Origin of the sequence: Sphingomonas sp. Leaf5 (assembly GCF_001421155.1) — a bacterium.
In the GTDB taxonomy this organism is placed as follows: Bacteria; Pseudomonadota; Alphaproteobacteria; order Sphingomonadales; family Sphingomonadaceae; genus Sphingomonas.
This window is the reverse complement of record NZ_LMJZ01000020.1, coordinates 194,346-220,071: the sequence shown is the minus strand read 5'-3', so window position 1 is coordinate 220,071 and position 25,726 is coordinate 194,346. Positions and strand designations below refer to the sequence as shown.

Sequence of the window (25,726 nt, the reverse complement as noted above, 5' to 3'; positions counted from 1 at the left end):
GAAGCCGGGCAATCGAACACCGTTCCTCGAGCGATAACTGACGGTAGATGGACATGGCAGCACCTGTCTCAGGTGTTGCACTTCGTTTGTGAACTCAGACCCGGGTCAAGCCCGGGGTGACGGGGTGACGGGGTGACGGGGTGACAGGGTGCCGGGTGTCAGGGTTGTAAGGGGGTGTCAGGGGTTGTGGGCGATGGGCGTGGCTCTCGCCTTGGCATGGCTCGGGATCCATCGACCTATCCCGCTTGGCGCGGGGCGGGTGGGGCGCTACGTTCCGGTCCGGGCGAACAGGCCCGTGGAGAGATTGCCGATGAAACTGCTCCTTACCGCCGCATTGCTGGCGATGCCGATCGCCGCCACCGCCCAGACCGCGCCGGCCGCTGCACCCGGCCCTGCCGCGCCGGCCGCCGCCAAACTGACCATCGACAGCAGCATCGAAACGATCGCCGCCGATCCGAAGGGCAAGGCGATCCTCGAGGCGACCTTTCCGGGGATGCTGGCGCACGAAGCCTATGCGTCGTTCAAGGGCATGAGCCTGAAGCAGGTCCAGCCCTATGCCAATGGCGCGATCACCGATGCGCAGGTGGCGAAGGTCGCCGCCGAGCTGACGAAGCTGGGCTGAGATGGTGCGCGTCGGCCTGATCGGGTTCGGCCTTGCCGGGGCGTCGTTCCATGCGCCGCTGATCGCGACCGTCGAGGGCATGGAATTGGCCGCGATCGCCACGTCGCGGCCGACCGACCGGTTTCCGGCGGCGACGCGTCATGACGATCCGCAGGCGCTGATCGAGGACGACAGCCTCGACCTGGTGGTGATCGCCACGCCGAACGACAGCCATGCGCCGCTGGCACAGGCGGCACTGGCGGCGGGGCGGCATGTCGTGGTCGACAAGCCGCTGGCCACCGACGATGCCGATGCGGTGGCGCTGGCGCAGCTGGCCCGCGGGGCGGGGCGGTTGCTGAGCGTGTTCCACAATCGCCGTTGGGACAGCGATTTCCTGACGGTCGCGCGGTTGCTGCGCGAGGATGCGCTGGGCGAGGTGATGCTGGCCGAGTTCCGCTGGGACCGGTTCCGCCCGGCGATCAAGCCGGGTTGGCGCGAGGAAGGCGGGCCGGGCAGCGGGCTGCTCAACGATCTGGGGCCGCACATGATCGATCACGCGATCCACCTGTTCGGCATGCCCGATGCGGTGGCGGGCGACGTGACGGCGCAGCGGGCGCAGGCCGGCGTCGACGATTATTTCGAGATCGTCCTGCGCTATGGCGCGCGGCGGGTGACGATCGGGTCGGCGTCGCTGGTCGCGGCACCACGCCCCCGCTTCGCGCTGCACGGGACCAGAGGCAGCTTCGTCAAATACGGCATCGATCCGCAGGAGGCGGTGCTGCGCGCGGGCGGGATGCCGACCGACAGCGGCTATGGCATCGAACCCGATGCGCAATGGGGCGTGCTGACCGATGGTGAGGGCCTATCGCGGCCGGTCCGGTCGGAAGCGGGCGACTGGCGCGGCTTTTACCGGGCGATGCGCGATGCGGTGCGCGGCGGGGGCGAGGTGCCGGTCGATCCGGCCGATGCGGTGCGCGGATTGCGGATCATCGCGGCGGCGCGGGTGGGGTAGGACGTAGCGCCGGCCCAACGGACTTTTGCGCCCTTGTTCTCCTGCGTCCTTCCCCCGCGGCGGCGACGACGAATGGAGCGGTTCGGCTCGCCGCCGTCTGGCGCAACCGCCACGCACCCCCTAAATCGGGGACGATGTCGGAAACGCCCAATGCCCCCAATCGCTTCAACGAGGACAAGGCCAGCTTCACCGTGCGCGGGTCGGACGCGCCGGATATCGATGCCGGCGTCGCCGCGATCCGCAACGTGCTGGCGACGCTGCCGGTGCGGCCGGGCGTGTACCGGATGCAGGATGCGCGCGGTGAGGTGCTGTATGTCGGCAAGGCGCGGGCGCTGAAGAACCGCGTCGCCAATTATACGCAGGTGTCGCGGCTGACGAAGCGGTTGCAGCGCATGGTCGCGCAGACGCGGTCGATGACGATCGTGACGACCAACAACGAGGCCGAGGCGCTGCTGCTCGAAGCGCAACTCATCAAACGCTATCGTCCGCCGTACAATGTGCTGTTGCGCGACGACAAGTCGTTCCCGTTCATCCTGCTGCGCGCCGATCACGACTTTCCGCGCATCAGCAAGCACCGTGGCGCGCGGCGGGCGAAGGGCGAGTATTACGGCCCCTTTGCCAGCGCCGGTTCGGTGACGCAGACGCTGAACGCGCTGCAGAAGCTGTTCCTGTTGCGGTCATGTACCGACGGTTTCTTCAAGACGCGCGACCGGCCGTGCCTGCTGTACCAGATCAAGCGGTGTTCGGCCCCGTGCGTCGGGCGGATCGATCAGGCCGCCTATGCCGAACTGATCGGCGATGCGAAGGACTTTCTCGGCGGCAAGTCGACCAAGGTGCAGGCGAAGCTGGGCGTGCAGATGCAGGCGGCGGCCGAGGCGATGGACTTCGAACTGGCCGCGGTGCTGCGCGACCGGTTGAAGGCGCTGACGTTCATTCAGGGGTCGCAGGCGATCAACGCGGACGGCGTCGGCGATGCCGATGTGTTCGCGATGGCGTGTCTGGAGGGGGTGATCGGCATCCAGGCGTTCTTTATCCGGGGCGGGCAGAATTGGGGACATCGCAGCTTCTTCCCCGCGCATACCAACGAGGTGCCCGAGGACGAGGTGCTGTCGGCGTTCCTGATGCAGTTTTATGAAGAGGTGCCGCCACCGCGCAACGTGTTCGTCGACCGCGAACTGGCGGAGGGCGAGGTGTTGGCCGAGGCGATGGCCGAGCGTGCCGGGTTCAAGGTCGCGCTGTCGGTGCCGCAGCGCGGCGTGCGGCGGCGGCTGCTCGATCAGGCGAAGCGCAATGCCGACGAAGCGTTGCAGCGGCGCAATGCGGAGTCGACGACGCAGGCGCGGCTGCTGCGCGAGGTCGCCGAACTGTTCGAACTGGAAGGGCCGCCCGACCGGATCGAGGTCTATGACAACAGCCATATCCAGGGGACGAATGCGCTGGGCGCGATGGTCGTCGCCGGGCCGGAGGGGTTCCGCAAGGGCCAGTATCGCAAGTTCAACATCAAGCAGGCGCAGACCAACGACGACTTCGCGATGATGAAGGAGGTGCTGACCCGCCGCTTCGCCCGCGCGCAGGAGGAAAATCCCGACCGGGAGACCGATCGTGACGGCAATGGCTGGCCCGATCTGGTGCTGATCGACGGCGGCAAGGGGCAGTTGAGTGCGGCGAAGGCGGTGCTGGAGGATCTGGGCATCGAGGATGTGTGCATGGTCGGCGTGGCGAAGGGGCCGCATCATGGCCGCGACGGGCGTGAGGTGTTCCACCTGATGGACGGGCGCGAACTGACGCTGCCGGTCAATTCGCCGGTGCTGTTCTATCTCCAGCGGTTGCGCGACGAGGTGCACCGCTTCGTCATCGGCGCGCATCGCGACAAACGGTCGAAGGCGATCGGCGTCAGCCCGCTCGACGAGGTGCCCGGCATCGGGCCGGCGCGGAAAAAGGCGCTGCTGATGCATTTCGGCACGGCGCGCGCGGTGCGCAACGCCAGCCTCGCCGATCTGCAAAAGGCACCCGGCGTCAGCAAGGCGATGGCGCAGGGGGTCTATGACTATTTCCACAGCCGCTGAACCCGTCGCGATCGACGCGGCGTTGCTGGCGCAGGCGCGCGCGGCGGGGATCGATGTCGCCGCCCTCTGTCACGCGGCGCTGGCGCGCGCGATCGAGGAGGCCGGTCGGGCGGTGCAGCGGTCGGAAAGCGCGGCGGCGATCGCCGAGTGGAACGACTGGGCCGGTTCGCCGCCGACCGCTTAGTATGATAGGTCCCGACCTTGTCGAAGGCGGCCGGTGTTTCACCGGTTGTTTACGCGCAGCGGGCAGGACAGGACCATGACGACCCCCGTCTTCCTGACGATCGATACCGAATTGATGTGGCGGCACCATGCCGCCGCTCTGCCGGCCGACATGGTGGTGCAGCGTTCGCTCGAACCCGCCGGGGTCGGGGTGACGTGGCAGCTCGAACGGCTGCGGGCGCATGGGTTGAAGGCGTGCTTCTTCGTCGATCCGCTGCCCGCGCGGCTCTATGGCATGGCGGCGATCGCGCCGACCGTCGAGGCGATCCTGTCGGCGGGGCAGGAGGTGCAACTGCATCTCCACCCCAACTGGGCGCGGGCGGCGCTGGCGGATCGGAGCCGCGCGCACGTGTTCGAACTAGTCGACCTGTCGCGACAGGAGCAGCAGGACTTGCTGGGCGAGGCGCGCGACCTGTTGCGGGCCGCCGGTGCGGCCGATCCGGTCGCGTTCCGCGCGGGCAGCTATAGCGCGAACGACGTGACGCTGGATGCGCTGGCGGCGCTCGGCTTTGCCTATGACAGCAGCCATAATGGCGCGCACCATCCGTGGCCGAGCATGATCGCCCTGTCGCCCGATCGGATCGCGCCGGCCGAGCATCGCGGGCTGATCGAGGTGCCGGTGACGACGATCGCGATGCCCGGCGGCGGGCGGCGGCATTTCCAGATCTGCGCGCTGTCGGCGGCGGAGATGCGCGCCGCGCTGGTCCATGCCGCCGCGGAGGCCCATGCGGCGGTGACGATCGTCAGCCATGGCTTTGAACTGGCCAACCGCGCGGGCACGCGCGCCAACCGCATCCATGTCCGCCGGTTCGAAACACTGTGCCGCACGCTGGCCGCCCATGCCGATCGCCTGCCGACGACCCATTTCCGCGACCGTCCGCCGCTGCGGCTGGGGCAGGACGACCGGCCGCTGCCGGCCAGTGCGTTCAGGACGCGGTGGCGGCAGGTCGAACAGCTATGGTCGAACCTGATCGAGGAACGCGCGGCATGACGCAGGTCCAGCCTTGGCCGATCAAGTTCCAGATCGGGGCGCGGACGCTGTTTTCGGTGCGGCGGCGGCTGGTGCGGGTGCCGCTGGAATTGCGCGACGTGCTGGCGGGCGCGGTGCCGGTGCTGCCACCGTTGCCCAGGGGGGCAGACGGCTGGTCGGTGACCTCGCTGCCCGAACCGTTGATGCCGGCGGTCTTGCCGAATGCCGGGATCGTGTTCGTCCGGCAGCAATATACCCGCTATCACACCGACCTGACGATCGGGTTCGACGCATGGTTCGCGGGGCTGTCGGGCAATGCGCGGTCGAGTTTGAAGCGCAAGCGCAAGAAGCTGGCCGAGGCGAATGAAGGCACGCTCGACGTGCGGACCTATCGCACCGCGCAGGAACTGGCCGAGTTTCACGGGCTGGCGCGGACGGTCGCGGCGCGGACCTATCAGGAAAAGCTGCTCGGCGCGGGGCTGCCCGGTGACATTCCGTTTCGTGCGGTGATGCAGGGCAAGGGCGCGCGGGGCGAGGCGTTCGGCTGGCTGTTGTTCGTGGGCGGCACGCCGATCGCCTACCTCTATTGCCCGATGACGGGCGGCGACGTGCGGTACGACTATGTCGGGCATGATCCGTCGTGGGGCGAATGGTCACCGGGCAGCGTGTTGCATCTGGAGGCGTTCCGGACGTTGTTTGCGGAGCCGGCGGCGCTGCGGTTCGATTTTACCGAGGGGGAAGGGCAGCATAAGCGGCAATTCGCGACCGGCGGGATGGCGTGCGTGGACTTGTTGTTGTTGCGGGACAGCCGGGCCAATCGCGCGACGGTGCGGGCGTTGCAGGCGTTCGATGGCGCGGTTGCGCGGGTGAAGCGGGCGCGGGACTGGCCGTTGGTCGGGCCGATGTTGTCGAGGGTTCGGCGGGGGTAGCGCGGGTCAAAGGTCACAAAAGTCACACTCGCGCAACTCGCTGGTTGTGCAGGCTTTCGGAGCCAAACGCTGCGTGTGGATCGACAATATAAAAGAACCAGCGCACGATATCCTGCTTCAGACCCGGTAGGAAAGTCTCTGAGCGATGTGTACGCTGTACGGAATGTTTTGAATTGAGTGCCTCGTTCAAATCTGCGGGGAGCGGACCGCTTTGACCCGTCATGGACAGTGGAGCGTTTGTTCTGCCCTGCTCCTATCGCTTACGGGATGTTCCTACGCATATCATCTCCAAGCCGTAGTGATCGCCGGAAGGCTCGCGTTCGTCGTCGACCCGGCGTCCCAGCGAAACGCTGATTGTATAAGGAGTATCATGGTTTCAGCCGAAACCGGACCGGCGGCCATTCCTAACCAAGAGGATGATCTTCAACTCGTTGAAAACGTTGTCGTTTGGTCGAAAAATACGGATGTTGGTGAGTGCTGGAACCAGTTCCCGATCCTGTATGGCCAGACGCTGACAGGAAAGCCGTTTCTTCCGCCCGGAGTGGCGGCGAAGCCGCTTCGCGTCGGAATGACTTACACAGTAGAAACTACGGGCAGTGGTTCAGGCTATGGCAGCGGCCGATTTCGCGTTCGGCGGGATCGTACCGTCGAGAATCTGCCGCCGGTCGATAGCGCGGATGCGCTGCTGGAACCAACGAACGGAAATTGAGGGCGCGGCTCGGTGTATTTGCCAATTCCCGCTAAACCAACGCCATGCACCTGAACACCACCGCCATCCTTCTCTCCGCTCGCGCGCATGGCGAGCATGGCGCGGTCGTTCGCGCGCTGACCGCCGAGGCGGGCGTCCAGCCCGGCTATGTGCGCGGCGGGCGGAGCCGGGCGATCCGGCCGGTGTTGCAGCCGGGCAATCTGATCCGCGGCGACTGGCGGGCGCGGACCGATACGCAGTTGGCGGCGCTGACCGTCGAACTGGTCGAGAGCCGCGCGCCGTTGTTCGGCGAACCGGTGCCGGCGGCGGCGATCGACTGGATGTGTGCGCTGACCGCCTATGCGCTGCCCGAGGCGCAGGCCTATCCGCGCATCCATGCCGCGCTCGACGGGCTGTTCGCGGCGATCGCCGCGGCACCGGCGGCGCGGGCGTGGATCGGCGCGCTGGTGCGGACCGAGTTGCTGATCCTGTCCGAACTGGGATTCGGGCTGGCGCTCGACGAATGTGTCGCGACCGGCGCGCGCGACGACCTGACCCATGTCAGCCCCAGGAGTGGCGGGGCGGTGTCGCGCGCGGCGGCGGTTGGGCTGGAGCATCGGTTGCTGGCACTGCCCGCGTTTCTGGCCGAGGGCGGGCCGGCGGACTGGGACGCGGCGTTCGAGGGGCTGGCGCTGTCGGGCCATTTCCTGACCCGCGACCTGCTGGGGGGCAGGGGGCAGGACATCCTCGCCGCGCGGGAACGGATGGTCGAACGACTGAAAAGGACGGTTGCGTGACCCGCCCGGCTTGGGGCAGGGGCTTTTGCCGATGGAGCCGCGCAATGTTCGTGCGCGAAACGGGAATGACGCAATGGCCTTGATCGCGATACTGCCCGGCGACGGGATCGGACCGGAAGTGGTGGCGGCGGCGCGGCGGGTGCTCGACGCGCTCGATCTGGGGCTGACGTTCGAGGAAGCGCCGGTCGGTGGTGCCGCCTATCGCGCGCATGGCCATCCGCTGCCGCCAGCGACGCTCGATCTGGCGAAGCGTGCCGATGCGGTCCTGTTTGGTGCGGTCGGCGACCCGGAATTCGACAATGTCGCGCGCGAGCATCGCCCTGAACAGGCGATCCTCGGCCTGCGCAAGGCATTGGGGCTGTTCGCCAATCTGCGCCCGGCCAAGCTGTTCGCGGGGCTGGAGGATGCGTCCGCGCTGCGTCCCGAAGTCGCCGCCGCCATCGACATGGTGATCGTGCGCGAGCTGACCGGCGACGTCTATTTTGGGCAGAAGGGGCGCGGCACGACCGCCGACGGCCTGCGCGAGGGCCATGACCTGATGCGCTATGACGAAGGCGAGGTCGCGCGCATCGCCCGCGTCGCGTTCGACACCGCACGGACCCGCAACCACCGGCTGTGTTCGGTCGACAAGGCGAACGTCCTCGAAACCTCGCAGTTGTGGCGCGACGTGGTGATCGAGGTGTCGGCCGACTATCCCGATGTCGCGCTGACCCATATGTATGTCGACAATGCCGCGATGCAGCTGGTGCGCAATCCCGGGCAGTTCGACGTGATCGTCACCGGCAACCTGTTCGGCGATATCCTGTCGGATCAGGCGAGCATGTGCGCCGGATCGATCGGGATGCTGCCGTCGGCGGCGATCAATCAGGATAGCAAGGGGCTGTACGAGCCGATCCATGGCTCCGCGCCCGATATCGCCGGGCAGGGCAAGGCGAACCCGCTGGCGACGATCCTGTCGGCGGCGATGATGCTGCGCCATTCGCTGGATATGGCCGATGCGGCCGACCGGATCGAGGCGGCGGTGACGGCGGCGCTGGTCGCGGGGCACCGCACGCCCGATCTGGGGGGGCGTGCCACGACCAGGGAGATGACGGACGTGGTGTTGGCGGCGTTGTGAATTATGCTGGCTATCGTATCCCCGCGCAGGCGGGGATCCAGGGTAACGAACGGCATCGCCGGTGGCTCTGGCCCCCCGCCTGCGCGGGGGTACGGTAAGGGGGATATGACCCCGCTCGACCTCGCCATCGTCGTGCCCGTCTTCAACGAACGCGGCAACGTGCCGTTGCTGGTCGCGGCGCTCGACACGGCACTGGCGGGGTATGCGTGGGAGGCGATCTTCGTCGACGACGACAGCCCCGATGGCACCGCCGATGTCGTGCGGGCGATCGCCCGCCGCGACCCGCGCATCCGCGTGCTGCAACGGATCGGCCGGCGCGGGCTGTCGACGGCGTGTATCGAGGGGATGTGCGCCACCGCCGCGCCGCTGGTCGCGGTGATCGATGGCGACCTGCAACATGACGAGGCGTTGTTGCCGCGCATGGTGGCGGCGCTGGCGGGTGATCCGGCGCTCGATCTGGTGATCGGATCGCGCTTCGTCGACGGCGGCGGGACCGGCGCGTGGGATGCCGATCGCGTCGCCAAATCGGCGCTGGCCACCCGGCTGTCGCGGCGGGTGCTGAAGGCCGATCTGTCCGATCCGATGAGCGGGTTCTTCATGATCCGCAGCGATGTGGTGCGGGGCGTCGCGCCGCGCCTGTCGGGGATCGGGTTCAAGATCCTGCTCGACATCCTGACCGCCGCGCCGGTGCCGTTGCGCTTCGTCGAATTGCCCTATGTGTTCCGCACGCGGGCGGTGGGGGAGAGCAAGCTCGACCATGTCGTCGCGCTCGAATATCTGATCGCGTTGTACGACCGGATGTTCGGGCGGGTGGTGCCGGTACGGTTCGTCATGTTCTCCGCGATCGGCGCGGCGGGGGCGATCGTGCATCTGGCGGCGCTGGGACTGTTGCTCGAACTGGGCGGCGGGTTCGTGATGGCGACGATCGTCGCGACGATGGTCGCGATGACGTTCAACTTCTTTCTGAACAACCACCTGACCTATCGCGACCGGCGGCTGCGCGGGGTGCGGGCGCTGTTCGACGGCTGGGTGTCGTTCTGCGCGGTGTGTTCGGTGGGGGCGGTGGCCAATGTCGGGCTGGCGGCGTTCCTGTACGACGTGCGGGGCGGGGCGTGGGCGCTGCCGGCGCTGGCGGGGATCGCGGTCGGCGCGGTGTGGAATTTCGCGCTGTCGTCGCGCTTTACGTGGGGGCGGTATGGGCGGAAGCGTTCCGCCTGAACGGTTTTCACGCGGAGGCGCGGAGGCGCAGAGAAAGTGTTTTGTCGCGCAAAGGCGCAAAGGACGCGAAGAGGTTGCGATCGGGACACGTTACCTTCTTGACCATTGGAATGGAGCGCCGCTGTCGCGGCGGATGCAACCCCTCTGCGTCCTTTGCGCCTCTGCGCGACAAAACACTTTCTTCTTCGCCGCCTCCGCGTGAACCAATCTACCGCCAGCTATCGAGCCACATCCAGCGATTGAACGCCTGCGGCCCTGACAGCGGGGCGGCGGAAAGGATCGGGTAGAAATAGACGAACAACAGGATCGCCGGCAGCGCGAACCATTCGTCGGCGCGGGCGAGGCGACCTTTGGCATGGGCGTGGAAAGCGGCGGCGAGCGCGAGGCACAGCCAAATGCTCGACAGGTGATAGTAATAATAGAAGCCGAGCGATTTGGGGATCACCGCCCATACCGCCAGCGATCCGACCCATAGCAGCCCGACCCCGAACAACGCCGGCGCCCGCCGCTTCCACGCGGTCCGCAGGCACACCGCGACCGCCAGCAACCCGCCCCACATGATCGCGGGATTGCCGAGCAGCAGCACGCCGCGCTGCACGCCCGCATCGGGTTCGTAGAAATACCAGATCGGCCGGGCGAGCAGCGGCCAGGTCCACCAGCTCGATTGATAGGGATGCGCCGCCAGCACCTGTGTCTGGCGTTCGTACATATCCCATTGGAACGGCAGCAGCCGGGCGAGGGTCAGCGGCTCGGACGCGTAGAAGAAGGCCGGGGCAAAGGTCGCGAAATAGGTGGCGATGCTGACCGCGCCGAGGATCGCCAGTGCCGCGATCAGCGGCAGGCCCGGCCAGTAATCGCGCTTGCCGGTCTTGCCCCAGATCAGCAGCAGTCCGGCCCCCGCGACATAGGGCACCGCCGCCCATTTCACCCCGACCGCCAGCCCGAACAGCAAGGCGGCCAGCGTCAGCCGCAGCGCCGGCCGACCGCGCATTGACCACAGCAGCGCGGCGATGGCGAGCGTCACGAACGCGCCGAGATACACCTCCAGCATCGCCGTCCGCGCCTCGACCAGCAGCGTCTGGTTCAGCATCGCCAGCGCCGCGCCGAACGCGGAGACATGCGTCCGCCGGAACAGCAGTTGCAGGATGGCGAAGACGCCGAGCACCGTCGCGGTGCCCGCCAGCGTCCCCATGATCCGCCAGCCCCACGGATTGTCGCCGAGCAGCAGGATGCCAGCCGCGATCAGTTCCTTGGCGACCAGCGGATGTTCGGGATTGGCGGGATAGGCAAGCGTCAGCAGCGTCCGCGCGGCGGGGACGTAATGGACTTCGTCGAACGACAGCTTGCCCGGCCGGCCCAGCGCCCAGGCGAACAGCAATTGCGCCGCCACGCCGATCAGCAGCGCGGTGGTCCATGGGCGATCGCGCAGGCGGGAGAGCATGGCGGGCGTGTAGCCCAAGCCAATCCTCCCCACAATGTGGGGAGGGGGACCGTCCGTAGGACGGTGGAGGGGGGTGTCCGCGCGGCGCAACGGTTTCGGTTGCCGACATCCCCCTCCACCATGCTGCGCATGGTCCCCCTCCCCGTGCCGGGGAGGATGCGAACAGGGCAGTCAAGATTCAGATATGTCGCCCATGACTTGCCACATTCGGCCCCTAACGGGCCGTTCATGGCATTGATCGATACGTTTCTCGCCCGCACGGTTCGTCGCGGTACGTTTTCCCTGACCCACGCCGATGGCCGTACCGTCCAATTCGGTACACCCGATCCGGCCTTTCCCGATGTCGCGATCCGCTTCACCAAGCCGGGCGTCGCCGGCCGCATCGTCCGCCATCCGGCATTGGGTGCGGCGGAGGCGTTCATGGACGGCGAACTGGTCATCGATCGCGGCGATATTCGCGATCTGGTCGAATTGCTGACCGGCAACACGCCATGGGGCCGGGGCGGCGGGTTGCGGCCATCGCTGCCGATCCGTCTGTTCGATGCCGTCCGCCACCGCATCGACCGGGTCAACATGGCGCGCCGGTCGAAACGCAACGTCGCGCACCATTACGACCTGTCCGACCGGCTCTACGCGCTCTTCCTCGACACCGACCTGCAATATAGCTGTGCCTATTTCACCGATGCCGACAATGGCCTCGAACAGGCGCAGGCCGACAAGAAGGCGCATATCGCCGCGAAACTGGCGATCCGGCCGGGGATGCGCGTGCTCGACATCGGCTGCGGCTGGGGCGGGATGGCGCTGTACCTGCACGAAAAGACTGGGGCCGAAGTGCTGGGCGTGACCCTGTCCGAAGAGCAGATCAAGGTCGCCCGCCGTCGCGCCGAAGCCGCCGGCGTCGCCGACAAGGTGAAGTTCGAGCTGATCGATTATCGCGACGTCACCGGCCGGTTCGACCGGATCGTATCGGTCGGCATGTTCGAGCATGTCGGCCCGCCGCAATATGGCACCTTCTTCCGCAAATGCCGCGAGTTGCTGACCGATGACGGCGTCATGCTGGTCCACACCATCGGCCGGATGGGCGTGCCGGGCGTGACCGATACCTTCACGACCAAATATGTCTTCCCCGGCGGCTATAACCCCGCGCTGTCGGAGATCGTGCGCGGTTATGAAGGGACCAAGCTGATCGCGAGCGATATCGAGGTGCTGCGCGTCCATTATGCGCTGACCATCGATCACTGGTATGCGCGCACGGTCGCGGCGAAGGATCAGATCGTCGCGTTGTACGACGAAAAATTCTACCGCATGTGGACCTTCTACCTCGCCGGCGCGGCGGCGGCGTTCCGCCATGGCGGCATGGTTAACTACCAGGTGCAGCTGACCCGCGACCGCTGGGCATTGCCGCTGACGCGGGATTACATGATCGAGGAAGAGCGGCGGTTGCGGGCGTGAGGGTGATGCCGCCCCGGATCGAATCCGGTGCGACGCCGTTTCTCAGGTTCGGGGCCGACCACCGGAGACGGATCAGCCGACGGTAATGCCGACCACCTTCCACTCCGCCGCTTCCTGATCGAGCGTCACCGTCTCGACCAGTTCGCCGCCATTGGCGAAGCGGGTGCGGAACTTGAGCATTTCATAGCCCGATGGCGGGGCGGGAACATTCTCCTGCCCGATGAACGTCCGCGACACGACCGCGCCGAGCGGCACGCGCACCTTTTTCGACACATCGGTCCAGACCTGTTCGGTGTTGAGCTTGCGGAACGCGACGCCGAACCGGCGATAGCTGTCGCTCCACCGCCCCTGATCGACCAGTTCGAGAAAGGCGCGCGCGGCATCGGGTGCTGCGGTCACGGGGGCGGTGGTCGCAGGTGGCGGTGCCTGCATCGTGGTCGGCAACAGGGTGAAGGCCAGCAGGCCGAGTGCCAGGGTCATGACGATCGCTCCGATCAGAAACCGGGGCAGGCGACGTGCCGGCCCCGCGCCGTCGTCCGGCGTGGCAGCGACATCGGCGGTGCGGTCGCTCGCGTCGTCCCCGTTTCTCATTTCCCCCAGATTTTCGGGGGCCGCGCCCTCGGCTTCGAACAGCATCCGTGCCGCCTCGCGACTGCTCGACACCGCCAGCTTGCGCCGTGCGTCGCGCAGCCGTTCGTTGATGGTGTGGACCGACAGGCCGAGCGCCACCGCGACCGATTTCGCATCATGGCCGCGCACGATCAGGCGCAGCGTCTGCTTTTCCTTGTCGGTCAGGGCGGTGAGGGCGGGGTGGGTCATGGGGTTCGGCCTATGGCCGGGGCGGGGGTGGGGCCACCCCTAAAAACTTGGGAAGCAGGACCGTCGTTCCAAACACTTCGTCACCGCGGATCAAGTCCGGGGTGACGAAGCGGGAACCGAACCTCCCCTCAATCCTCGCCGAAGCGATCCTCGACCAGTTGCGCGAGTTGTCCGACCACCGTCTCGGCACCGTCGCCCGATGCGCTGATCGTGATATGGTCGCCCTTGGCTGCGCCCAGCATCATCAGACCCATGATCGACGTGCCGGTGACGCACGAGCCGTCCTTTTCGACGCTCACCTCCACCGGTTGCGCGGCGGCCATCGTCACGAACTTGGCGGAGGCGCGGGCATGCAGGCCGCGACGGTTGGTGATCTGGACGGTCCGCGTAATCGTCATGCCGCTGCTTCCCCCAGAACCTCGCTGGCGACCGAGATATATTTGCGGCCCGCCTCGCGCGCGGCGGCGACGGCTTCGGCGACCTTCATCGCCTTGCGCGCGCCGCCCAGCCGGATCAGCATCGGCAGGTTGATCCCGGCGATCACCTCGATCCGGCCGGTTTCCATCAGCGAGATCGCGAGGTTGCTGGGCGTACCGCCGAACAGGTCGGTCAGCACGATCACGCCCTGTCCGGCATCGACCGCGGCGATCGCGGTCGCGATATCGGCGCGGCGTTCCTCCATATCGTCGTCGGGATCGATACACACCGTCTCCACCCGCTCCTGCGGGCCGACGACATGTTCCATCGCAACGACGAACTCCTGGGCAAGACGACCATGCGTCACCAAAACCAACCCGATCATGTTCGTCGTCGTTCCTACATCCGTCATGGCGCGCGCCGTGCGCCTTCCAGCGAGTCCTGCGGCGCGGTGCCGAGATCGCGATGTTCTATCGTGGGCGAAAAACCCTGCTCGCGCAACCATGCCCCCATGCGTTCGGCGACATGGACCGACCGGTGTCTCCCGCCGGTACACCCGAACGCGATGGTGACATAGGATTTGCCCTCCGCCCTGTAGCGCGGCAGCAGCGTCGCCAGCATCGTTTCGAACGAGGCGATGGCGGCGTCATAGGCGGGATCGGCCTGCACATAGGCGGCGACATCGGCATCGAGACCGGTGCCCGGCCGCAGCACCGGGTCCCAGTGCGGATTGCGCAGGAACCGCATGTCGAGCACGATATCGGCGTTGCGCGGCGCGCCGCGCGCGAACCCGAACGAATAGACCGACAGCACCGGATCGGCGCTGCCCGGCGCGGCGAACGTCTCGCGCACCCATTCGGCCAAGGCGTTGCGCGAAAAATGGGTGGTGTCGAGCAGCCGGTTGGCGAACGACCGCAGCGGTTCGAGCACCTCGCGCTCGCGCTCGATCCCGTCGGCGGCGGTGCGATCGGTGGCAAGGGGATGGCGGCGGCGCGTTTCGTTATAGCGGCGCTCCAGCTCGGCCTGGCCGCTGTCGAGGAACAGTACGCTGACGCCCAGATCGGGGCGGTCGCGAATGCGGTCGACGATCTGCTGTGCGTCGAACCCCCGCGTCCGGGTGCCGATGCCGATCGCCAGCGGCCGTTCGGCATCGGCGGGGCTGGCGGCGATCAGATTGCCGAGCAGGCGCAACGGCAGATTGTCGACGATATCCCAGCCGCTGTCCTCCAGCGTCTTGAGCACCGTCGATTTGCCCGCCCCCGACATGCCGGTGATGAGCAGGATATCGGCATGGCGCATCATCGGAGAATCCTGTCGAGCATGAGGTCGATCTTGGCGGGTGCCGAGGCTTCGAGCAACGCCAGTCTGTAGGCGGGAATGGCGATGCCGGCGAGTGTCCGCGTCATGGGTTCGGGCAGGCGATCGGGGATGCCGGCCTCGACGAACAGCGCGACGGGGATGCTGGCGATGGTCGGGCGATCGACGATGCCCAGTCCACGCACCTCGATCCGGCCGGCGATGGTCGCGGGCGCGGTGGCGTGGAGCGTGCCGGCGTCGACATGGAGCAGGGTGTAATCGTCGCTGACCAGCACCCCGCCGCGCTCGATCAGGCGCAGCGCGAGGTCCGACTTGCCCGATCCCGACGGACCGGCGATCAGCACGCCGACGCCGCGGATCGCGACGCAACCGGCGTGGATCGGCGGTTCGCTCATGCCCCGGCGATCGGCAGCTGTACGACGAAGCGCGCGCCCTCGCGGCTGTCGCGGCGTGATTCGGCGGCGATCATACCGCCATGCCCTTCGACGATGGTCCGGGCGATGGCAAGGCCGAGGCCCGAATGCTGGCCGAACGCCTCGCCGCCGGGGCGGACCGAATGGAAGCGGCGGAACACCGCCTCGCGCTGTTCGGGGGGCACGCCGGGGCCGTCGTCGACGATCTCGATCTCGACCAGATCGCCGTCGTTGCCGCCGCCGATCCGCACCTCGCCGCCGGGTGGGGAAAAGGAGATGGCGTTGTCGATCAGATTGGCGAACACCCGTTCCAGCCGGGCACCCTCGCCATGCACCACCAGCGGATCGTCGCTGTCGCGATCGAAGCGGAGCGTCACGTCGCGGTCGATGCCGCGATCGACGCGGTAGGCGACCAGCGCCGCGATCAACGCCGCCAGATCGACATCCTCGAACTTCGCCCGCGCCAATTGCCCGTCGAGCCGCGACGCATCGGAGATATCGGTAATGAGGCGATCGAGCCGGTGGACGTCGTCCTGCACGATCGCCAGCAACTGGTTGCGCAGGTCGGGGTCCCGGACCGTCGCCAGCCCGTCGACCGCCGACCGCAGCGAGGCGAGCGGGTTCTTCAGCTCATGGGTGACGTCGGCGGCAAAGGCTTCGGTCGCATCGATCCGGCTGCGCAACGCAGCGGTCATGTCGGACAGCGAGCGGGCGAGCATGCCGATCTCGTCGCGGCGGCTGGGCAGGCGCGGCACCACGACCTCGCGGTCGCGGCCCAGCCGCACCCGGATTGCGGCGCGCGCCAGCATCCGCATCGGGCGGACGATGGTGCGGGCGAGGAACAGCGATAACAGCACCGACAGGATCACCGCGACCGCAAGGACCATGCTCAGCCGCGCGCGTTCGGTCCGCACCGTCTGGGTAATGTCGCGGGCGTTGACCGTCGCCATCAGCACCCGGTCCTCAGGAAGTGGCGCGGCGGCGGTGACGACCGGCGTCCGGTCGGGCGCGCGCCACACGGTCGCGGCGGTGCCGCCGGTGGTGCGGACCGTCACCACATCGGGCCAGCGCAGGCCGCGACCCGGCGCGCGTTCGCGGTAGAGCGGGTCGCGATCGTTGCGGACCACGGTATCGATCACCGCGTCGAGCGCGCGGGCGGCATCCTGCTGCCAGCCATCCTTGTCGGGATCGCGCAGCTGGAAATTGCGCACGCCCAGCTGCCGGCTGTCGGCGACCAGTCGGCCGCGCCGGTCGTAGATGCGCAGCCGCAGCCCCGATTTACGCGCGAAATGGACCATTTCGTCGGTGCGCTCGTCGGGCGACAACAGCGTCAGCGCCTCGGCGATCAGCCGCACCTCGCGCTCGGCCTGCGCCACCCGGCCATCGACGATGCGCGCGCGGTAGCTGTCGAGGTAGAAGAACCCGCCCGCGAGCAGGGCGAGCGCGAAGATGTTGACGAACAGGATGCGCGGGGTGAGCGATACCCGGCCCGACCAGCGCAGCGAGAGCGCACCTTCGTCGGGCGGACGGTCGATGGGGTCAGCGTCGGACATGTGGCATTCCTGCACGCCGCAGCCGTACCCCCGCGCAGGCGGGGGGCCAGATCCAGGCAGAACAACAGTCGGCGGGTGGAACTCTGGACCCCCGCCTGCGCGGGGGTACGACCGAGTGGCTGGGCAGGCGGGGCGCGCCTGTGCTCCCCACCCTAATCGTCGGCGAACCGATACCCCGCGCCATATAACGTCTCGATCGCGTCGAAGTCCTTGTCCACTTGCCGGAACTTGCGGCGCAGGCGCTTGATATGACTGTCGATGGTGCGGTCGTCGACATAGATGTCGTCCTGATAGGCGGCGTCCATCAACTGGTTCCGGGTCTTGACGATGCCCGGACGGCTGGCGAGCGTTTCGAGGATCAGGAATTCGGTGACGGTCAGCGTCACGTTCTCGCCGTGCCACGTCACCTTGTGCCGCGCCGGGTCCATCGCCAGCCGCCCGCGTTCCAGCACCGGCTGCGCGCCCTCGGTGCCGCCTGCTTCGCCCGGCTGGGCCGGTTCGGCACGGCGCAGGATGGCGCGGATGCGCGCGATCAGCAGCCGTTGCGAAAACGGCTTGGCGATATAATCGTCGGCACCCATGGCAAGGCCCAGTGCCTCGTCCAGCTCGTCGTCCTTGCTGGTCAGGAAGATGACCGGCAGCCGGCTGCGCTCGCGCAGCCGGCGGAGCAGTTCGAGGCCGTCCATCCGCGGCATCTTGATGTCGAGGACCGCGAGGTCGGGCGGGTTCTCGGCAAACGCCTTCAACGCCACTTCGCCGTCCGAATAGACGCGCGTGACGAATCCCTCGGTCTGCAACGCGATCGAGACGGACGTCAGAATGTTGCGGTCGTCATCGACCAGGGCGATCGTCGCGGTCATTGCATCGGGTCCGTCTGCATCATCGGCAGGGTTACGGGAAAGGGGCGTTCGGCTCAATGCCCCCGGCAATGTCAAATGGTCATATAATTGGGAAAGATCAGCAGGCCTCCCGTTTCGATCGCGGGTAATCAACGCACCGTCGAAAAGGATGTTTAACGCGTTTGACGCGCGGCGTCGGCAAGCATAGGGGAAGCATAGCGAACACATAGCGAGGCGACGGACAGGGCGTTCGCCGCCGGTGATTCGACAGGGAGAATGGCAGCATGGCGATCGTGACGCCGGAATACGGACTGGCTGCGATGGAGATCGAGACCGGGGCCAATGTGCACTGGAACCTGCAGACGCCGCAGCTGGTCGAACAGGCGGTGGCCCGTGGCGAGGGGCGGCTGGCCAAGGACGGCCCGCTGGTCGTCACCACCGGCCGGCATACCGGCCGCAGCCCGCAGGACAAGTTCATGGTCCGCGACGCCATCACCGAAGAAACGGTGTGGTGGGGCAAGACCAACCGCGCGATGAACCCTGAACATTTCGCCGCGCTGAAGGCGGACTTCCTCGAACAGCTGACCACCGAACCGACGCTGTTCGTGCAGGACCTGTATGGCGGATCGCAGCCCGAACACCGGGTAAAGGTGCGCGTCATCAACACGCTGGCGTGGCATAACCTGTTCATCCGCACGATGCTGGTGCGTCCGGACGTCACCGACCTTGCCGGGTTCGTGCCCGACTTCACGATCATCGACCTGCCGACCTTCCGCGCCGATCCCGAGCGTCACGGCTGCCGCAGCGAGACGGTGATCGCGGTCAGCATGACCGAAAAGCTGATCCTGATCGGCGGCACGCAATATGCCGGCGAAATGAAGAAGTCGGTGTTCGGCCTGCTCAACTTCCTGCTGCCCGAAACCGGCACGATGCCGATGCACTGTTCGGCCAATATCGGCCCGGACGGCGACACGGCGGTGTTCTTCGGCCTGTCGGGCACCGGCAAGACGACGCTGTCGGCCGATGCCAGCCGCACGTTGATCGGCGACGACGAACATGGCTGGTCGGACACGGCGGTCTTCAATTTCGAAGGCGGCTGCTATGCCAAGATGATCCGCCTGTCGGCCGAGGCCGAACCGGAAATCTTCGCCACGACCAAGCGTTTCGGCACCGTCCTCGAAAACGTGGTCATGGACCCCGACACCCGCACGCTCGACCTCGACGATCCGAGCATCGCCGAAAACTCGCGCGCGGCCTATCCGATCGACTGCATCCCCAATGCGTCGGCCGACAATATGGGGCCAACGCCGCGCAACGTGGTGATGCTGACCGCAGACGCGTTCGGCATCCTGCCGCCGATCGCGCGGCTGACCCCCGATCAGGCGATGTATCACTTCCTGTCGGGCTATACGTCGAAGGTCGCCGGCACCGAAATCGGCGTGACCGAGCCGGAACCGGTCTTCTCGACCTGCTTCGGGGCACCGTTCATGCCGCGCCACCCGTCGGTCTATGGCAATCTGCTGAAGGAACGTATCGCCAAGGGCAATGTCGCGTGCTGGCTGGTCAACACCGGCTGGACCGGCGGCCAATATGGCGAAGGTCGCCGCATGCCGATCAAGGCGACGCGCGCGCTGCTCAACGCCGCGCTCGACGGGTCGCTGGCCGATGGCGAATTCCGCACCGATCCCAATTTCGGGTTCGACGTGCCGGTTTCGGTGCCGGGCGTCGACGGCGCGATCCTCGACCCGCGGTCGACCTGGGCCGATGGCGATGCCTATGATCGCACGGCTGCCAAGCTGGTCGATCTGTTCAACCACAATTTCGCGCAGTTCGCCGACGCGGTCGACGCCGGCGTTCGCGATGCCGCACCGAAGGCACGCGAACTCGCGTAAGCGGTAGGAGAGGGAGCGCCCCCGCCATGTAGCGGGGGCGCCTTTCCGTTCGTGACGTCGTCCCCGCACCGGCCGGGACCGGCAGGCGCAGCTGCCGCACGTCTTCCCCGAATGCGCGGGAAGGACACCCGGTTTCTCCCCAACGCTCGCCATGCCCCGGGATAACAATCGCGACTTCGGCGTTGTGAGGCGGATGACCGATCCGAATCACGCCGCTCTGACGCTGCGCGCCGGCCGCAAGCTGCGGTTGAAGGTGGAAGTGTCGGTCACGCCGATCGGTCTGTTGTCGATCGGGGCGCTGGTTTCGGCGATCCTGTTGTCGAGTGCCGCGATCGTCGTCGCGGCGCGCCGTTGAGGGGGAGGGGCGATGTTCTACGACTCCAACGCATGGCCACCACCGCCCGACGGTTACGAACCGCCCCGCCCCCCCGCACGGCTCAGCCCGCCGCAGGAACGGGTGATGATCGGCACGATCGCCGTTTTCCTGCTGGTAATGTTCATCGGCCCGCTCGCCGGATCGTCGGTCGTCCTCGCGATCCTGTCGCTATTCACCTAACCGCGCACGAAGGTCCAGCGATTGCCCTCGGCACCCACAAAGCGATAGCCGTCGCTGTCGAATCCCTGCATCGCATCGACGTCGGTCACGCAGTGTTCGCACATCCACCGCGCCATCATTCCCCGCGCCTTTTTTGCGTGGAAGCTGACGAAGCGCGGCCCGTCGGGACCTTCCTCGCGGAAGTCTATGTCGATCACGCGAATCCCGTCGGGCAGCTTCCCCGCGACCGCATGCCAATATTCCTGGCTGGCGAGGTTCAGCACCACCGCATCGCCGCTTGCCGCCACGTCGTCGACCAGCAGCGCCGCGATCCGGGTGCCCCAGAACCCGTAGAGATCGCTCGACCGTCCGGGTGCCCAGCGGGTGCCCATTTCCAGCCGATAGGGCCGAATGGCGTCGAGCGGCCGCAACAGCCCGTACAGCCCCGACAGGATCCGCACATGATCCTGCGCGAACGCAAAGCCCGGTTCCTCCAGCGACTTCGCATCGAAGCCGGTATAGACGTCGCCGGCAAAGGCCAGCATCGCCGGCCGTTCGGGCGCATCGGCGAAGGCGCGATAGCGCCTGGCGTTCAGTTCGGCCAGTTTCGGTGAAATCTTCATCAGCTTCGCCAGCTTGGCGGCCCCCAGCCGCGCCGCGCCGCGCGCGATCTGTCCGGTCTGATCGGGCAGGCGCGGCATGCTGTGCTGCGGCAAGGCGGGCAGGGGGCTGTCGTAATCGAGCGTCTTGGCGGGGGAAAGGATCGCGATCATCGCCGCCGCCTATCCGCCTGCAAAGCCGCCGTCAAAGGGCGGCAGGGAGCCGAACCGTTCAACGCGCGTTCACGCGGTGTCCGGCATCGGACGACGCGCGCGCCCGCTTGTGCGGATGCGTCATAGGACATACAGGGGCGGCGCCTGCCGGGCGTTGCTCCGGTACCAGTTTCGGGAGAGATCACGGCATGACGTTCGTTTCCAAGGCTGCCCTCGCCGCCATGCTCGGCCTGGGTGCAACCCTGGTCGTCGCCCCGCCGGCCGACGCGCAGAAGCGCAAGAAGGACGAAGCGGCCGCCGCCGCGCCGCAGATCCAGGTCAGCGAAGCGTTCCGTACCGCCGCGCTCGCCGCCGACGCCGCGATCAAGGCGAAGGACTTCGCGACCGCCGATACCCAGATCGCCGCCGCACAGGCCGCAGCGACCGCGGGCAATCAGGACGAGGCCTATTTCCTCGCGCAGATCAAGGTGCAGGCCGCACAGGCGAAGAACGACCGCCCGGCCCTCGCCGCGGCGATCGACGAGCTGCTCGCCAGCCCCAAGCTGAAGCCCGAAGAGCGCGGTGGCCTGTATTACAACCGCGGCGTCCTCGCGCTCGACGCCAAGCAGGGTGACGCTGCCAAGCAGTTCTTCCAGCGTGCGCAGCAGGCCGGCTACAAGGACCCCGATCTCGACCTGCGCCTTGCCCAGATCGAGATTCAAGGCGGCAATATCGATGCCGGCGTCCAGAACATGGAAAAGGTCATCGCCGCCAAGAAGGCCGCCGGTCAGCCGGTGCCGTCGCAGTGGTACGACTATATGATCTCGCAGCTGTACAAGTCGAAGCGTTCGGCCGAGGCCGGCCAGTGGGCGCGTCGTCAGCTGACCGAATATCCGACGCAGGCGAATTGGCGCAAGGTGCTGATCCTGTTCCGCGACCGCGCCGACAATAACGGTGCGACGCTCGGCAATCAGGCGCGTGTCGACGTGCTTCGCCTGATGCGCGATACCAAGTCGCTGGCCGACCAGAACGACTATCGCGAATATACGCAGGTTACGCAGGACATCGGCCTGCCCTATGAAACCGTCACGCTGATCGACGAAGGTCGCGCGCTGGGCAAGATCCCGGCATCGGCAGCGGTGTTCAACGGCATCAAGACGACCGCCCAGACCCAGATCAAGGCCGATGGTTCGGTCACCGTGCTCGAAACCCGTGCCAAGGCGGGTGCCAATGGCCGCGCGGCGGCCGCTGCCGGCAACGTCTATCTGGCGACCGGCAACAACGCCAAGGCGATCGAGCTGTATCAGCTGGCGCTGCAGAAGGGCGGCGTCGATGCCGACGAAGTGAACACGCGCATCGGCATCGCGCAGGCCCGTTCGGGCAACGCCGCCGAAGCCAAGGCGTCGTTCGCCAAGGTGACCGCCGGCCCACGCGGCGAAATCGCGACCTTCTGGACGCTGTTCGTCGATCAGCCGCGCATCGTCGCCTCGACCCCGGTCGTCGGCAACAACTGATCGCATCGTACGCGTTGCGCAATCCGGCCCGGACAGGCGACTGTCCGGGCCGTTTTCATTTGGGGCGGGTCAAACTACGCCTGCGTGCGCAATTCGCGCGGAGACGCGCTTACCGTCCCAGCATGTGATCCACGAAACGCGGCAGATCCTTGAAGCCCGACAGCTTCACCGCGCCGCCTTCGGCGCTTTGCGAGGACGGTACCAGTGCCCGGCCGAAACCGAGCTTTCCGGCCTCCTTCAACCGCAGCGCGCCATGCGCCACCGGCCGTACCTCGCCCGACAGCGCGATTTCGCCGAACACGATCGCATCCGACGGCACCGGCCGTTCGGACAGGGCCGAGACCAGCGCCGCCGCCACCGCCAGATCGGCCGCGGGATCGGTCACCCGATAGCCGCCGGCGATGTTCAGATAGACCTCGGCGGTCGCGAACGCCAAACCGCACCGCGCCTCCAGCACGGCGAGGATCATCGCCAGCCGACCCGAATCCCAACCGACCACGGCGCGGCGCGGCGTGGCCCCCGACGCCAGTCGGACGGTCAGCGCCTGCACCTCGACCAGTACCGGCCGCGTGCCCTCCAGCGCCGGGAACACCACCGTGCCGGTGACATTCTCGTCACGGCTGGTCAGGAACAGCGACGAAGGGTTCGAGATTTCGGACAACCCTTCGCTTTCCATCGCGAAGACGCCGATTTCGTCGGTACCGCCGAAGCGGTTCTTGACCGCGCGCAGGATGCGATACTGGTGGCTGCGTTCGCCTTCGAACGCCAGCACCGTGTCGACCATATGTTCGAGCACGCGCGGGCCGGCGATCGATCCGTCCTTGGTCACATGGCCGACCAGCACCACCGCCGTGCCGCGTTCCTTGGCGAAGCGGATGAGTTCGCCCGACGATGCCCGCACCTGGCTGACCGTGCCCGGCGCCCCTTCGATCAGGTCGCTGTGCATCGTCTGGATCGAATCGATGATGAGCAGATCGGGTGCCGCCGCCCCGCCGAACGTCGTCAGGATATCGCGGACCGACGTCGCCGCCGCCAGTTGCACCGGCGCGTTGCCAAGGCCGAGGCGGCGCGCCCGCAACCGCACCTGATCGGCCGCTTCCTCGCCTGAGACATAGGCGACGCCCTTGCCCGCCAGCGCCAGCTTCGCCGCGGCCTGCAACAACAGGGTCGACTTGCCGATGCCGGGATCGCCGCCGATCAACGTCGCCGACCCCTCGACGAAGCCGCCGCCTAGCGCGCGATCGAGTTCGGCGATCCCGGTCGTCAGCCGATCGGGTAGCGCGATGTCGCTATCGAGGCCGGATAACAGGATCGGCCGGCCGCCGCTTTGCAGGTTATGCCGCGCCGAAAACGGAGTGACGACCGCCCCGGCATCCTCGACCAGCGTGTTCCAGTCGCCGCAATCGCCACATTGCCCCGCCCATTTGGACGAGACCGATCCGCATTGCTGACAGACATAGCGCTTCTGGGGTTTTGCCATGACAGCGCCCTAACAGAAGCGGAACGAAAGGGGAATATCGCAACGATCATCCCCGTGACCGGCAGGGCGAACGCCGCGCATCGCCCCCGCCGGGCGAAAATTCAGTCCAGTTCGCTGCCGCGCTTCAGCACCTTGGCCCCGTCTTCCTGTTCGATCAGATAGGCCGGGTTTTCCTTGGTCCCGTTCTTCGTGATCTTCGTGCCCTTGATCGTCCGTTGCACCCGCCGTTCGAACCGTTCCTCGACCTTGCCCTCGGCGGTGCCGTTGCCCCACGACCATGATACCTTGGCACCCGTCTTGTAGCTGTCGCTCATCTGCCCACTCCTGTCGTCGGCACGGTCAACCGTCCGCAGCCGCAATGCGTTCCGGTGGCGTGATGCGCGCGTGCGCGCTATGGGCCACGGATGAAGGCTTCCCAACTCCGCGTGGCGATGTTCAGCGGAAACTATAATTATGTCCGCGACGGCGCGAACCAGGCGCTTAACCGGCTCGCCCGGCATCTGCTCGACCGCGACGTCACGCTTCGCGTCTATTCGCCGACCGTCGCCAATCCGGCATTCCCGCCGACCGGCGATCTGGTCAGCGTGCCAGCCTATGGCATGCCCGGCGGACGCGGCGAATATAAGCTGGCGCGCGGGCTGACCACGAAGACCCGCGCCGACCTCGAAGGGTTCCGGCCCAACATCGTCCATGTATCGGCCCCCGACATTCTCGGTCATCGCGCGCTCAGCTGGGCCCGGAAACAGGGGGTCGCGACGCTCGCCTCGCTCCACACCCGCTTCGAAACCTACCCGCAATATTACGGCATCGGTTTCCTCGAACCCGTTGCGCGCGGCGTGTCGAAACGATTCTACAATCGTGCCGATCAGGTGATGGTGCCCGGTCGGGGCATGGCCGAACTGCTGCACGAATGGGGCGTGACCAGCCCGGTCGGCATCTGGTCGCGCGGGGTGGATCATCACCGTTTCAACCCGGCGATGCGCGATTTCGACTGGCGGCGGTCGATCGGCATCGGCGACGACGAGGTCGCCGTCAGCTTTCTCGGGCGGCTGGTTCTGGAAAAGGGGCTCGACGTCTTCTCGGACGTCGCCACCGAATTGCAGCGGCGCGGCGTCAAGCACCGCATCCTCGTGATCGGCGAAGGGCCGGCACGCGACTGGTTCGCCGAACGCGTGCCGCATGCGGTCTTCGCGGGGTTTCAGGCAGGCGACGATCTCGGCCGGGCGGTCGCGTCGATGGACGTGTTCTTCAACCCGTCGATCACCGAGACGTTCGGCAACGTCACGCTGGAGGCGATGGCGGCGGGGGTCCCCGTCGTTGCCGCGCGTGCGTCGGGTGCGGTCGGGCTGGTCGACGACCGGCGCACCGGCTTTCTCGTGCCGCCGCGCGACGTGCCGGCCTATGCCGATGCCATCGCCCGGCTGTGCGAGGATGCCAATATGCGCTGGCGCATGGGACTGGCGGGCCATGAGGACGCCAAGGAATATGAATGGGGCCGCGCCAATCAGGCGGTGCTGGATGCCTATCTGCGGATCGTGCGCGGGTAAGGGCGCGTTCGGCCGCGCGCCGACCCTTTCACCGTAACAGCAAGCCCAAGCCGCTGCGAGCAATGGTGCGATCGAAGGAACTACGTCCGCCCCCCGATGGCTTTTCCGCTACACTCGACCGAAACAAGCCAACGA

At 67.1% G+C, this 25,726-nt stretch carries 27 protein-coding genes; 16 read left to right on the top strand and 11 right to left on the bottom strand.

Annotated features, from left to right (window positions below; translation table 11 throughout):
• Nucleotides 1–310: 310 nt before the first annotated feature.
• The 10 genes from ASE50_RS13545 to ASE50_RS13510 all read left to right on the top strand — a co-directional run bounded on the left by ASE50_RS13545 (nt 311) and on the right by ASE50_RS13510 (nt 9,620).
• Nucleotides 311–622, top strand: a complete 312-nt coding sequence (locus ASE50_RS13545) for a hypothetical protein (RefSeq protein ID WP_056401389.1) — start codon at nt 311–313, stop codon at nt 620–622.
• Nucleotide 623: 1 nt separating this feature from the next.
• A complete protein-coding gene (locus ASE50_RS13540; RefSeq protein ID WP_056401386.1) occupies nt 624–1,613 on the top strand; it encodes an oxidoreductase in 990 nt (329 codons plus the stop codon).
• 134 nt (nt 1,614–1,747) lie between these two features.
• On the top strand, nt 1,748–3,679 hold the full coding sequence (uvrC, locus tag ASE50_RS13535; RefSeq protein WP_056401383.1) for an excinuclease ABC subunit UvrC: 1,932 nt from the start codon (nt 1,748–1,750) through the stop codon (nt 3,677–3,679).
• Nucleotides 3,657–3,863, top strand: a complete 207-nt coding sequence (locus ASE50_RS18335) for a type II toxin-antitoxin system CcdA family antitoxin (protein ID WP_082439013.1) — start codon at nt 3,657–3,659, stop codon at nt 3,861–3,863. The genes uvrC and ASE50_RS18335 overlap by 23 nt, the downstream gene beginning before the upstream one ends.
• A gap of 75 nt (nt 3,864–3,938) precedes the next feature.
• Nucleotides 3,939–4,892 carry a polysaccharide deacetylase family protein gene (locus tag ASE50_RS13530; RefSeq protein WP_056401381.1) on the top strand — a complete coding sequence of 318 codons (954 nt, stop codon included), beginning with the start codon at nt 3,939–3,941 and terminating at the stop codon, nt 4,890–4,892.
• Nucleotides 4,889–5,800, top strand: a complete 912-nt coding sequence (locus ASE50_RS13525) for a GNAT family N-acetyltransferase (RefSeq protein WP_082439012.1) — start codon at nt 4,889–4,891, stop codon at nt 5,798–5,800. The genes ASE50_RS13530 and ASE50_RS13525 overlap by 4 nt, the downstream gene beginning before the upstream one ends.
• A 370-nt stretch (nt 5,801–6,170) precedes the next feature.
• Nucleotides 6,171–6,509, top strand: coding sequence for a hypothetical protein (locus ASE50_RS18825; protein ID WP_156347466.1), 339 nt, complete (start codon nt 6,171–6,173; stop codon nt 6,507–6,509).
• A 44-nt stretch (nt 6,510–6,553) separates the two neighbouring features.
• Nucleotides 6,554–7,285: a DNA repair protein RecO gene (gene recO / locus ASE50_RS13520; protein ID WP_056401375.1), complete on the top strand. Its 732-nt coding sequence runs from the start codon at nt 6,554–6,556 to the stop codon at nt 7,283–7,285.
• Between the two features lie 73 nt (nt 7,286–7,358).
• Nucleotides 7,359–8,402 (top strand): 3-isopropylmalate dehydrogenase, encoded by a 1,044-nt coding sequence (leuB, locus tag ASE50_RS13515; protein ID WP_056401372.1) that lies wholly within the window; start codon nt 7,359–7,361, stop codon nt 8,400–8,402.
• Nucleotides 8,403–8,507: 105 nt separating this feature from the next.
• Nucleotides 8,508–9,620: a glycosyltransferase family 2 protein gene (locus ASE50_RS13510; protein ID WP_056401369.1), complete on the top strand. Its 1,113-nt coding sequence runs from the start codon at nt 8,508–8,510 to the stop codon at nt 9,618–9,620.
• Between the two features lie 208 nt (nt 9,621–9,828).
• On the opposite strand, the gene ASE50_RS13505 is transcribed toward ASE50_RS13510, so the two are convergent.
• A complete protein-coding gene (locus tag ASE50_RS13505; protein WP_056401366.1) occupies nt 9,829–11,061 on the bottom strand; it encodes a phospholipid carrier-dependent glycosyltransferase in 1,233 nt (410 codons plus the stop codon).
• A gap of 228 nt (nt 11,062–11,289) precedes the next feature.
• On the opposite strand from ASE50_RS13505, the gene ASE50_RS13500 reads away from it, so the two are divergent.
• Complete coding sequence (locus ASE50_RS13500) at nt 11,290–12,513, top strand: SAM-dependent methyltransferase (protein ID WP_056401364.1); 1,224 nt, start codon at nt 11,290–11,292, stop codon at nt 12,511–12,513.
• 72 nt (nt 12,514–12,585) lie between these two features.
• On the opposite strand, the gene ASE50_RS13495 is transcribed toward ASE50_RS13500, so the two are convergent.
• From ASE50_RS13495 to ASE50_RS13465, 7 genes are all read right to left on the bottom strand, one after another.
• Nucleotides 12,586–13,332 carry a helix-turn-helix domain-containing protein gene (locus ASE50_RS13495; RefSeq protein WP_056401361.1) on the bottom strand — a complete coding sequence of 249 codons (747 nt, stop codon included), beginning with the start codon at nt 13,330–13,332 and terminating at the stop codon, nt 12,586–12,588.
• Between the two features lie 128 nt (nt 13,333–13,460).
• Nucleotides 13,461–13,730, bottom strand: a complete 270-nt coding sequence (locus ASE50_RS13490) for an HPr family phosphocarrier protein (RefSeq protein WP_056401357.1) — start codon at nt 13,728–13,730, stop codon at nt 13,461–13,463.
• Nucleotides 13,727–14,134: a PTS sugar transporter subunit IIA gene (locus ASE50_RS13485; RefSeq protein WP_056401355.1), complete on the bottom strand. Its 408-nt coding sequence runs from the start codon at nt 14,132–14,134 to the stop codon at nt 13,727–13,729. Before ASE50_RS13485 ends, ASE50_RS13490 begins: the two co-directional genes overlap by 4 nt.
• Nucleotides 14,135–14,157: 23 nt before the next feature.
• Entirely contained in the window at nt 14,158–15,051 is an 894-nt protein-coding gene (gene rapZ / locus ASE50_RS13480; protein WP_414882225.1) for an RNase adapter RapZ, read from the bottom strand.
• Nucleotides 15,048–15,461, bottom strand: coding sequence for an HPr kinase/phosphorylase (locus ASE50_RS13475; protein ID WP_056401353.1), 414 nt, complete (start codon nt 15,459–15,461; stop codon nt 15,048–15,050). Before ASE50_RS13475 ends, rapZ begins: the two co-directional genes overlap by 4 nt.
• Nucleotides 15,458–17,032: a stimulus-sensing domain-containing protein gene (locus ASE50_RS13470; RefSeq protein ID WP_056401350.1), complete on the bottom strand. Its 1,575-nt coding sequence runs from the start codon at nt 17,030–17,032 to the stop codon at nt 15,458–15,460. Before ASE50_RS13470 ends, ASE50_RS13475 begins: the two co-directional genes overlap by 4 nt.
• A gap of 152 nt (nt 17,033–17,184) precedes the next feature.
• The gene (locus ASE50_RS13465; RefSeq protein ID WP_056401345.1) at nt 17,185–17,892 is read right to left on the bottom strand and encodes a response regulator transcription factor; all 708 of its coding nucleotides are present in this window, start codon (nt 17,890–17,892) and stop codon (nt 17,185–17,187) included.
• Nucleotides 17,893–18,155: 263 nt separating this feature from the next.
• Here ASE50_RS13465 and ASE50_RS13460 point away from each other — a divergent pair, with 263 nt between their 5' ends.
• From ASE50_RS13460 to ASE50_RS13455, 3 genes are all read left to right on the top strand, one after another.
• The gene (locus ASE50_RS13460; RefSeq protein WP_056401342.1) at nt 18,156–19,763 is read left to right on the top strand and encodes a phosphoenolpyruvate carboxykinase; all 1,608 of its coding nucleotides are present in this window, start codon (nt 18,156–18,158) and stop codon (nt 19,761–19,763) included.
• 193 nt (nt 19,764–19,956) lie between these two features.
• Nucleotides 19,957–20,118, top strand: coding sequence for a hypothetical protein (locus ASE50_RS18820; protein ID WP_156347465.1), 162 nt, complete (start codon nt 19,957–19,959; stop codon nt 20,116–20,118).
• Between the two features lie 12 nt (nt 20,119–20,130).
• On the top strand, nt 20,131–20,319 hold the full coding sequence (locus ASE50_RS13455) for a hypothetical protein (RefSeq protein ID WP_056401339.1): 189 nt from the start codon (nt 20,131–20,133) through the stop codon (nt 20,317–20,319).
• Here the strand turns inward: ASE50_RS13455 and ASE50_RS13450 are convergent.
• Nucleotides 20,316–21,071: a YaaA family protein gene (locus ASE50_RS13450; RefSeq protein WP_056401335.1), complete on the bottom strand. Its 756-nt coding sequence runs from the start codon at nt 21,069–21,071 to the stop codon at nt 20,316–20,318. The two genes, ASE50_RS13455 and ASE50_RS13450, sit on opposite strands and share 4 nt — an antisense overlap.
• Nucleotides 21,072–21,259: 188 nt before the next feature.
• Here ASE50_RS13450 and ASE50_RS13445 point away from each other — a divergent pair, with 188 nt between their 5' ends.
• Nucleotides 21,260–22,564: a tetratricopeptide repeat protein gene (locus ASE50_RS13445; RefSeq protein ID WP_056401332.1), complete on the top strand. Its 1,305-nt coding sequence runs from the start codon at nt 21,260–21,262 to the stop codon at nt 22,562–22,564.
• Between the two features lie 109 nt (nt 22,565–22,673).
• Here the strand turns inward: ASE50_RS13445 and radA are convergent, their stop codons facing one another.
• Entirely contained in the window at nt 22,674–24,044 is a 1,371-nt protein-coding gene (gene radA / locus ASE50_RS13440) for a DNA repair protein RadA (protein ID WP_056401329.1), read from the bottom strand.
• A gap of 101 nt (nt 24,045–24,145) precedes the next feature.
• Nucleotides 24,146–24,358, bottom strand: a complete 213-nt coding sequence (locus ASE50_RS13435) for a DUF2945 domain-containing protein (protein WP_056000044.1) — start codon at nt 24,356–24,358, stop codon at nt 24,146–24,148.
• 90 nt (nt 24,359–24,448) lie between these two features.
• Here ASE50_RS13435 and ASE50_RS13430 point away from each other — a divergent pair, with 90 nt between their 5' ends.
• Nucleotides 24,449–25,591, top strand: coding sequence for a glycosyltransferase family 4 protein (locus ASE50_RS13430; protein WP_056401324.1), 1,143 nt, complete (start codon nt 24,449–24,451; stop codon nt 25,589–25,591).
• Nucleotides 25,592–25,726: the final 135 nt, after the last annotated feature.

Bases quoted from the DNA above. Each gene is read 5' to 3' on its own strand.
- ASE50_RS13445 (WP_056401332.1), top strand. From the start codon at position 21,260: ATGACGTTCGTTTCCAAGGCTGCCCTCGCCGCCATGCTCGGCCTGGGT.
- ASE50_RS13495 (WP_056401361.1), bottom strand. From the start codon at position 13,332: ATGACCCACCCCGCCCTCACCGCCCTGACCGACAAGGAAAAGCAGACG.
- ASE50_RS13490 (WP_056401357.1), bottom strand. From the start codon at position 13,730: ATGACGATTACGCGGACCGTCCAGATCACCAACCGTCGCGGCCTGCAT.
- ASE50_RS13540 (WP_056401386.1), top strand. From the start codon at position 624: ATGGTGCGCGTCGGCCTGATCGGGTTCGGCCTTGCCGGGGCGTCGTTC.
- rapZ (WP_414882225.1), bottom strand. From the start codon at position 15,051: ATGATGCGCCATGCCGATATCCTGCTCATCACCGGCATGTCGGGGGCG.
- ASE50_RS13475 (WP_056401353.1), bottom strand. From the start codon at position 15,461: ATGAGCGAACCGCCGATCCACGCCGGTTGCGTCGCGATCCGCGGCGTC.
- recO (WP_056401375.1), top strand. From the start codon at position 6,554: ATGCACCTGAACACCACCGCCATCCTTCTCTCCGCTCGCGCGCATGGC.
- uvrC (WP_056401383.1), top strand. From the start codon at position 1,748: ATGTCGGAAACGCCCAATGCCCCCAATCGCTTCAACGAGGACAAGGCC.
- ASE50_RS13450 (WP_056401335.1), bottom strand. From the start codon at position 21,071: ATGATCGCGATCCTTTCCCCCGCCAAGACGCTCGATTACGACAGCCCC.
- ASE50_RS13455 (WP_056401339.1), top strand. From the start codon at position 20,131: ATGTTCTACGACTCCAACGCATGGCCACCACCGCCCGACGGTTACGAA.
- ASE50_RS13510 (WP_056401369.1), top strand. From the start codon at position 8,508: ATGACCCCGCTCGACCTCGCCATCGTCGTGCCCGTCTTCAACGAACGC.
- ASE50_RS13470 (WP_056401350.1), bottom strand. From the start codon at position 17,032: ATGTCCGACGCTGACCCCATCGACCGTCCGCCCGACGAAGGTGCGCTC.
- ASE50_RS13485 (WP_056401355.1), bottom strand. From the start codon at position 14,134: ATGATCGGGTTGGTTTTGGTGACGCATGGTCGTCTTGCCCAGGAGTTC.
- ASE50_RS18825 (WP_156347466.1), top strand. From the start codon at position 6,171: ATGGTTTCAGCCGAAACCGGACCGGCGGCCATTCCTAACCAAGAGGAT.
- ASE50_RS13505 (WP_056401366.1), bottom strand. From the start codon at position 11,061: ATGCTCTCCCGCCTGCGCGATCGCCCATGGACCACCGCGCTGCTGATC.
- leuB (WP_056401372.1), top strand. From the start codon at position 7,359: ATGGCCTTGATCGCGATACTGCCCGGCGACGGGATCGGACCGGAAGTG.
- radA (WP_056401329.1), bottom strand. From the start codon at position 24,044: ATGGCAAAACCCCAGAAGCGCTATGTCTGTCAGCAATGCGGATCGGTC.
- ASE50_RS13430 (WP_056401324.1), top strand. From the start codon at position 24,449: ATGAAGGCTTCCCAACTCCGCGTGGCGATGTTCAGCGGAAACTATAAT.
- ASE50_RS13435 (WP_056000044.1), bottom strand. From the start codon at position 24,358: ATGAGCGACAGCTACAAGACGGGTGCCAAGGTATCATGGTCGTGGGGC.
- ASE50_RS13500 (WP_056401364.1), top strand. From the start codon at position 11,290: ATGGCATTGATCGATACGTTTCTCGCCCGCACGGTTCGTCGCGGTACG.
- ASE50_RS13545 (WP_056401389.1), top strand. From the start codon at position 311: ATGAAACTGCTCCTTACCGCCGCATTGCTGGCGATGCCGATCGCCGCC.
- ASE50_RS13465 (WP_056401345.1), bottom strand. From the start codon at position 17,892: ATGACCGCGACGATCGCCCTGGTCGATGACGACCGCAACATTCTGACG.
- ASE50_RS13525 (WP_082439012.1), top strand. From the start codon at position 4,889: ATGACGCAGGTCCAGCCTTGGCCGATCAAGTTCCAGATCGGGGCGCGG.
- ASE50_RS13530 (WP_056401381.1), top strand. From the start codon at position 3,939: ATGACGACCCCCGTCTTCCTGACGATCGATACCGAATTGATGTGGCGG.
- ASE50_RS18820 (WP_156347465.1), top strand. From the start codon at position 19,957: ATGACCGATCCGAATCACGCCGCTCTGACGCTGCGCGCCGGCCGCAAG.
- ASE50_RS13460 (WP_056401342.1), top strand. From the start codon at position 18,156: ATGGCGATCGTGACGCCGGAATACGGACTGGCTGCGATGGAGATCGAG.
- ASE50_RS18335 (WP_082439013.1), top strand. From the start codon at position 3,657: ATGACTATTTCCACAGCCGCTGAACCCGTCGCGATCGACGCGGCGTTG.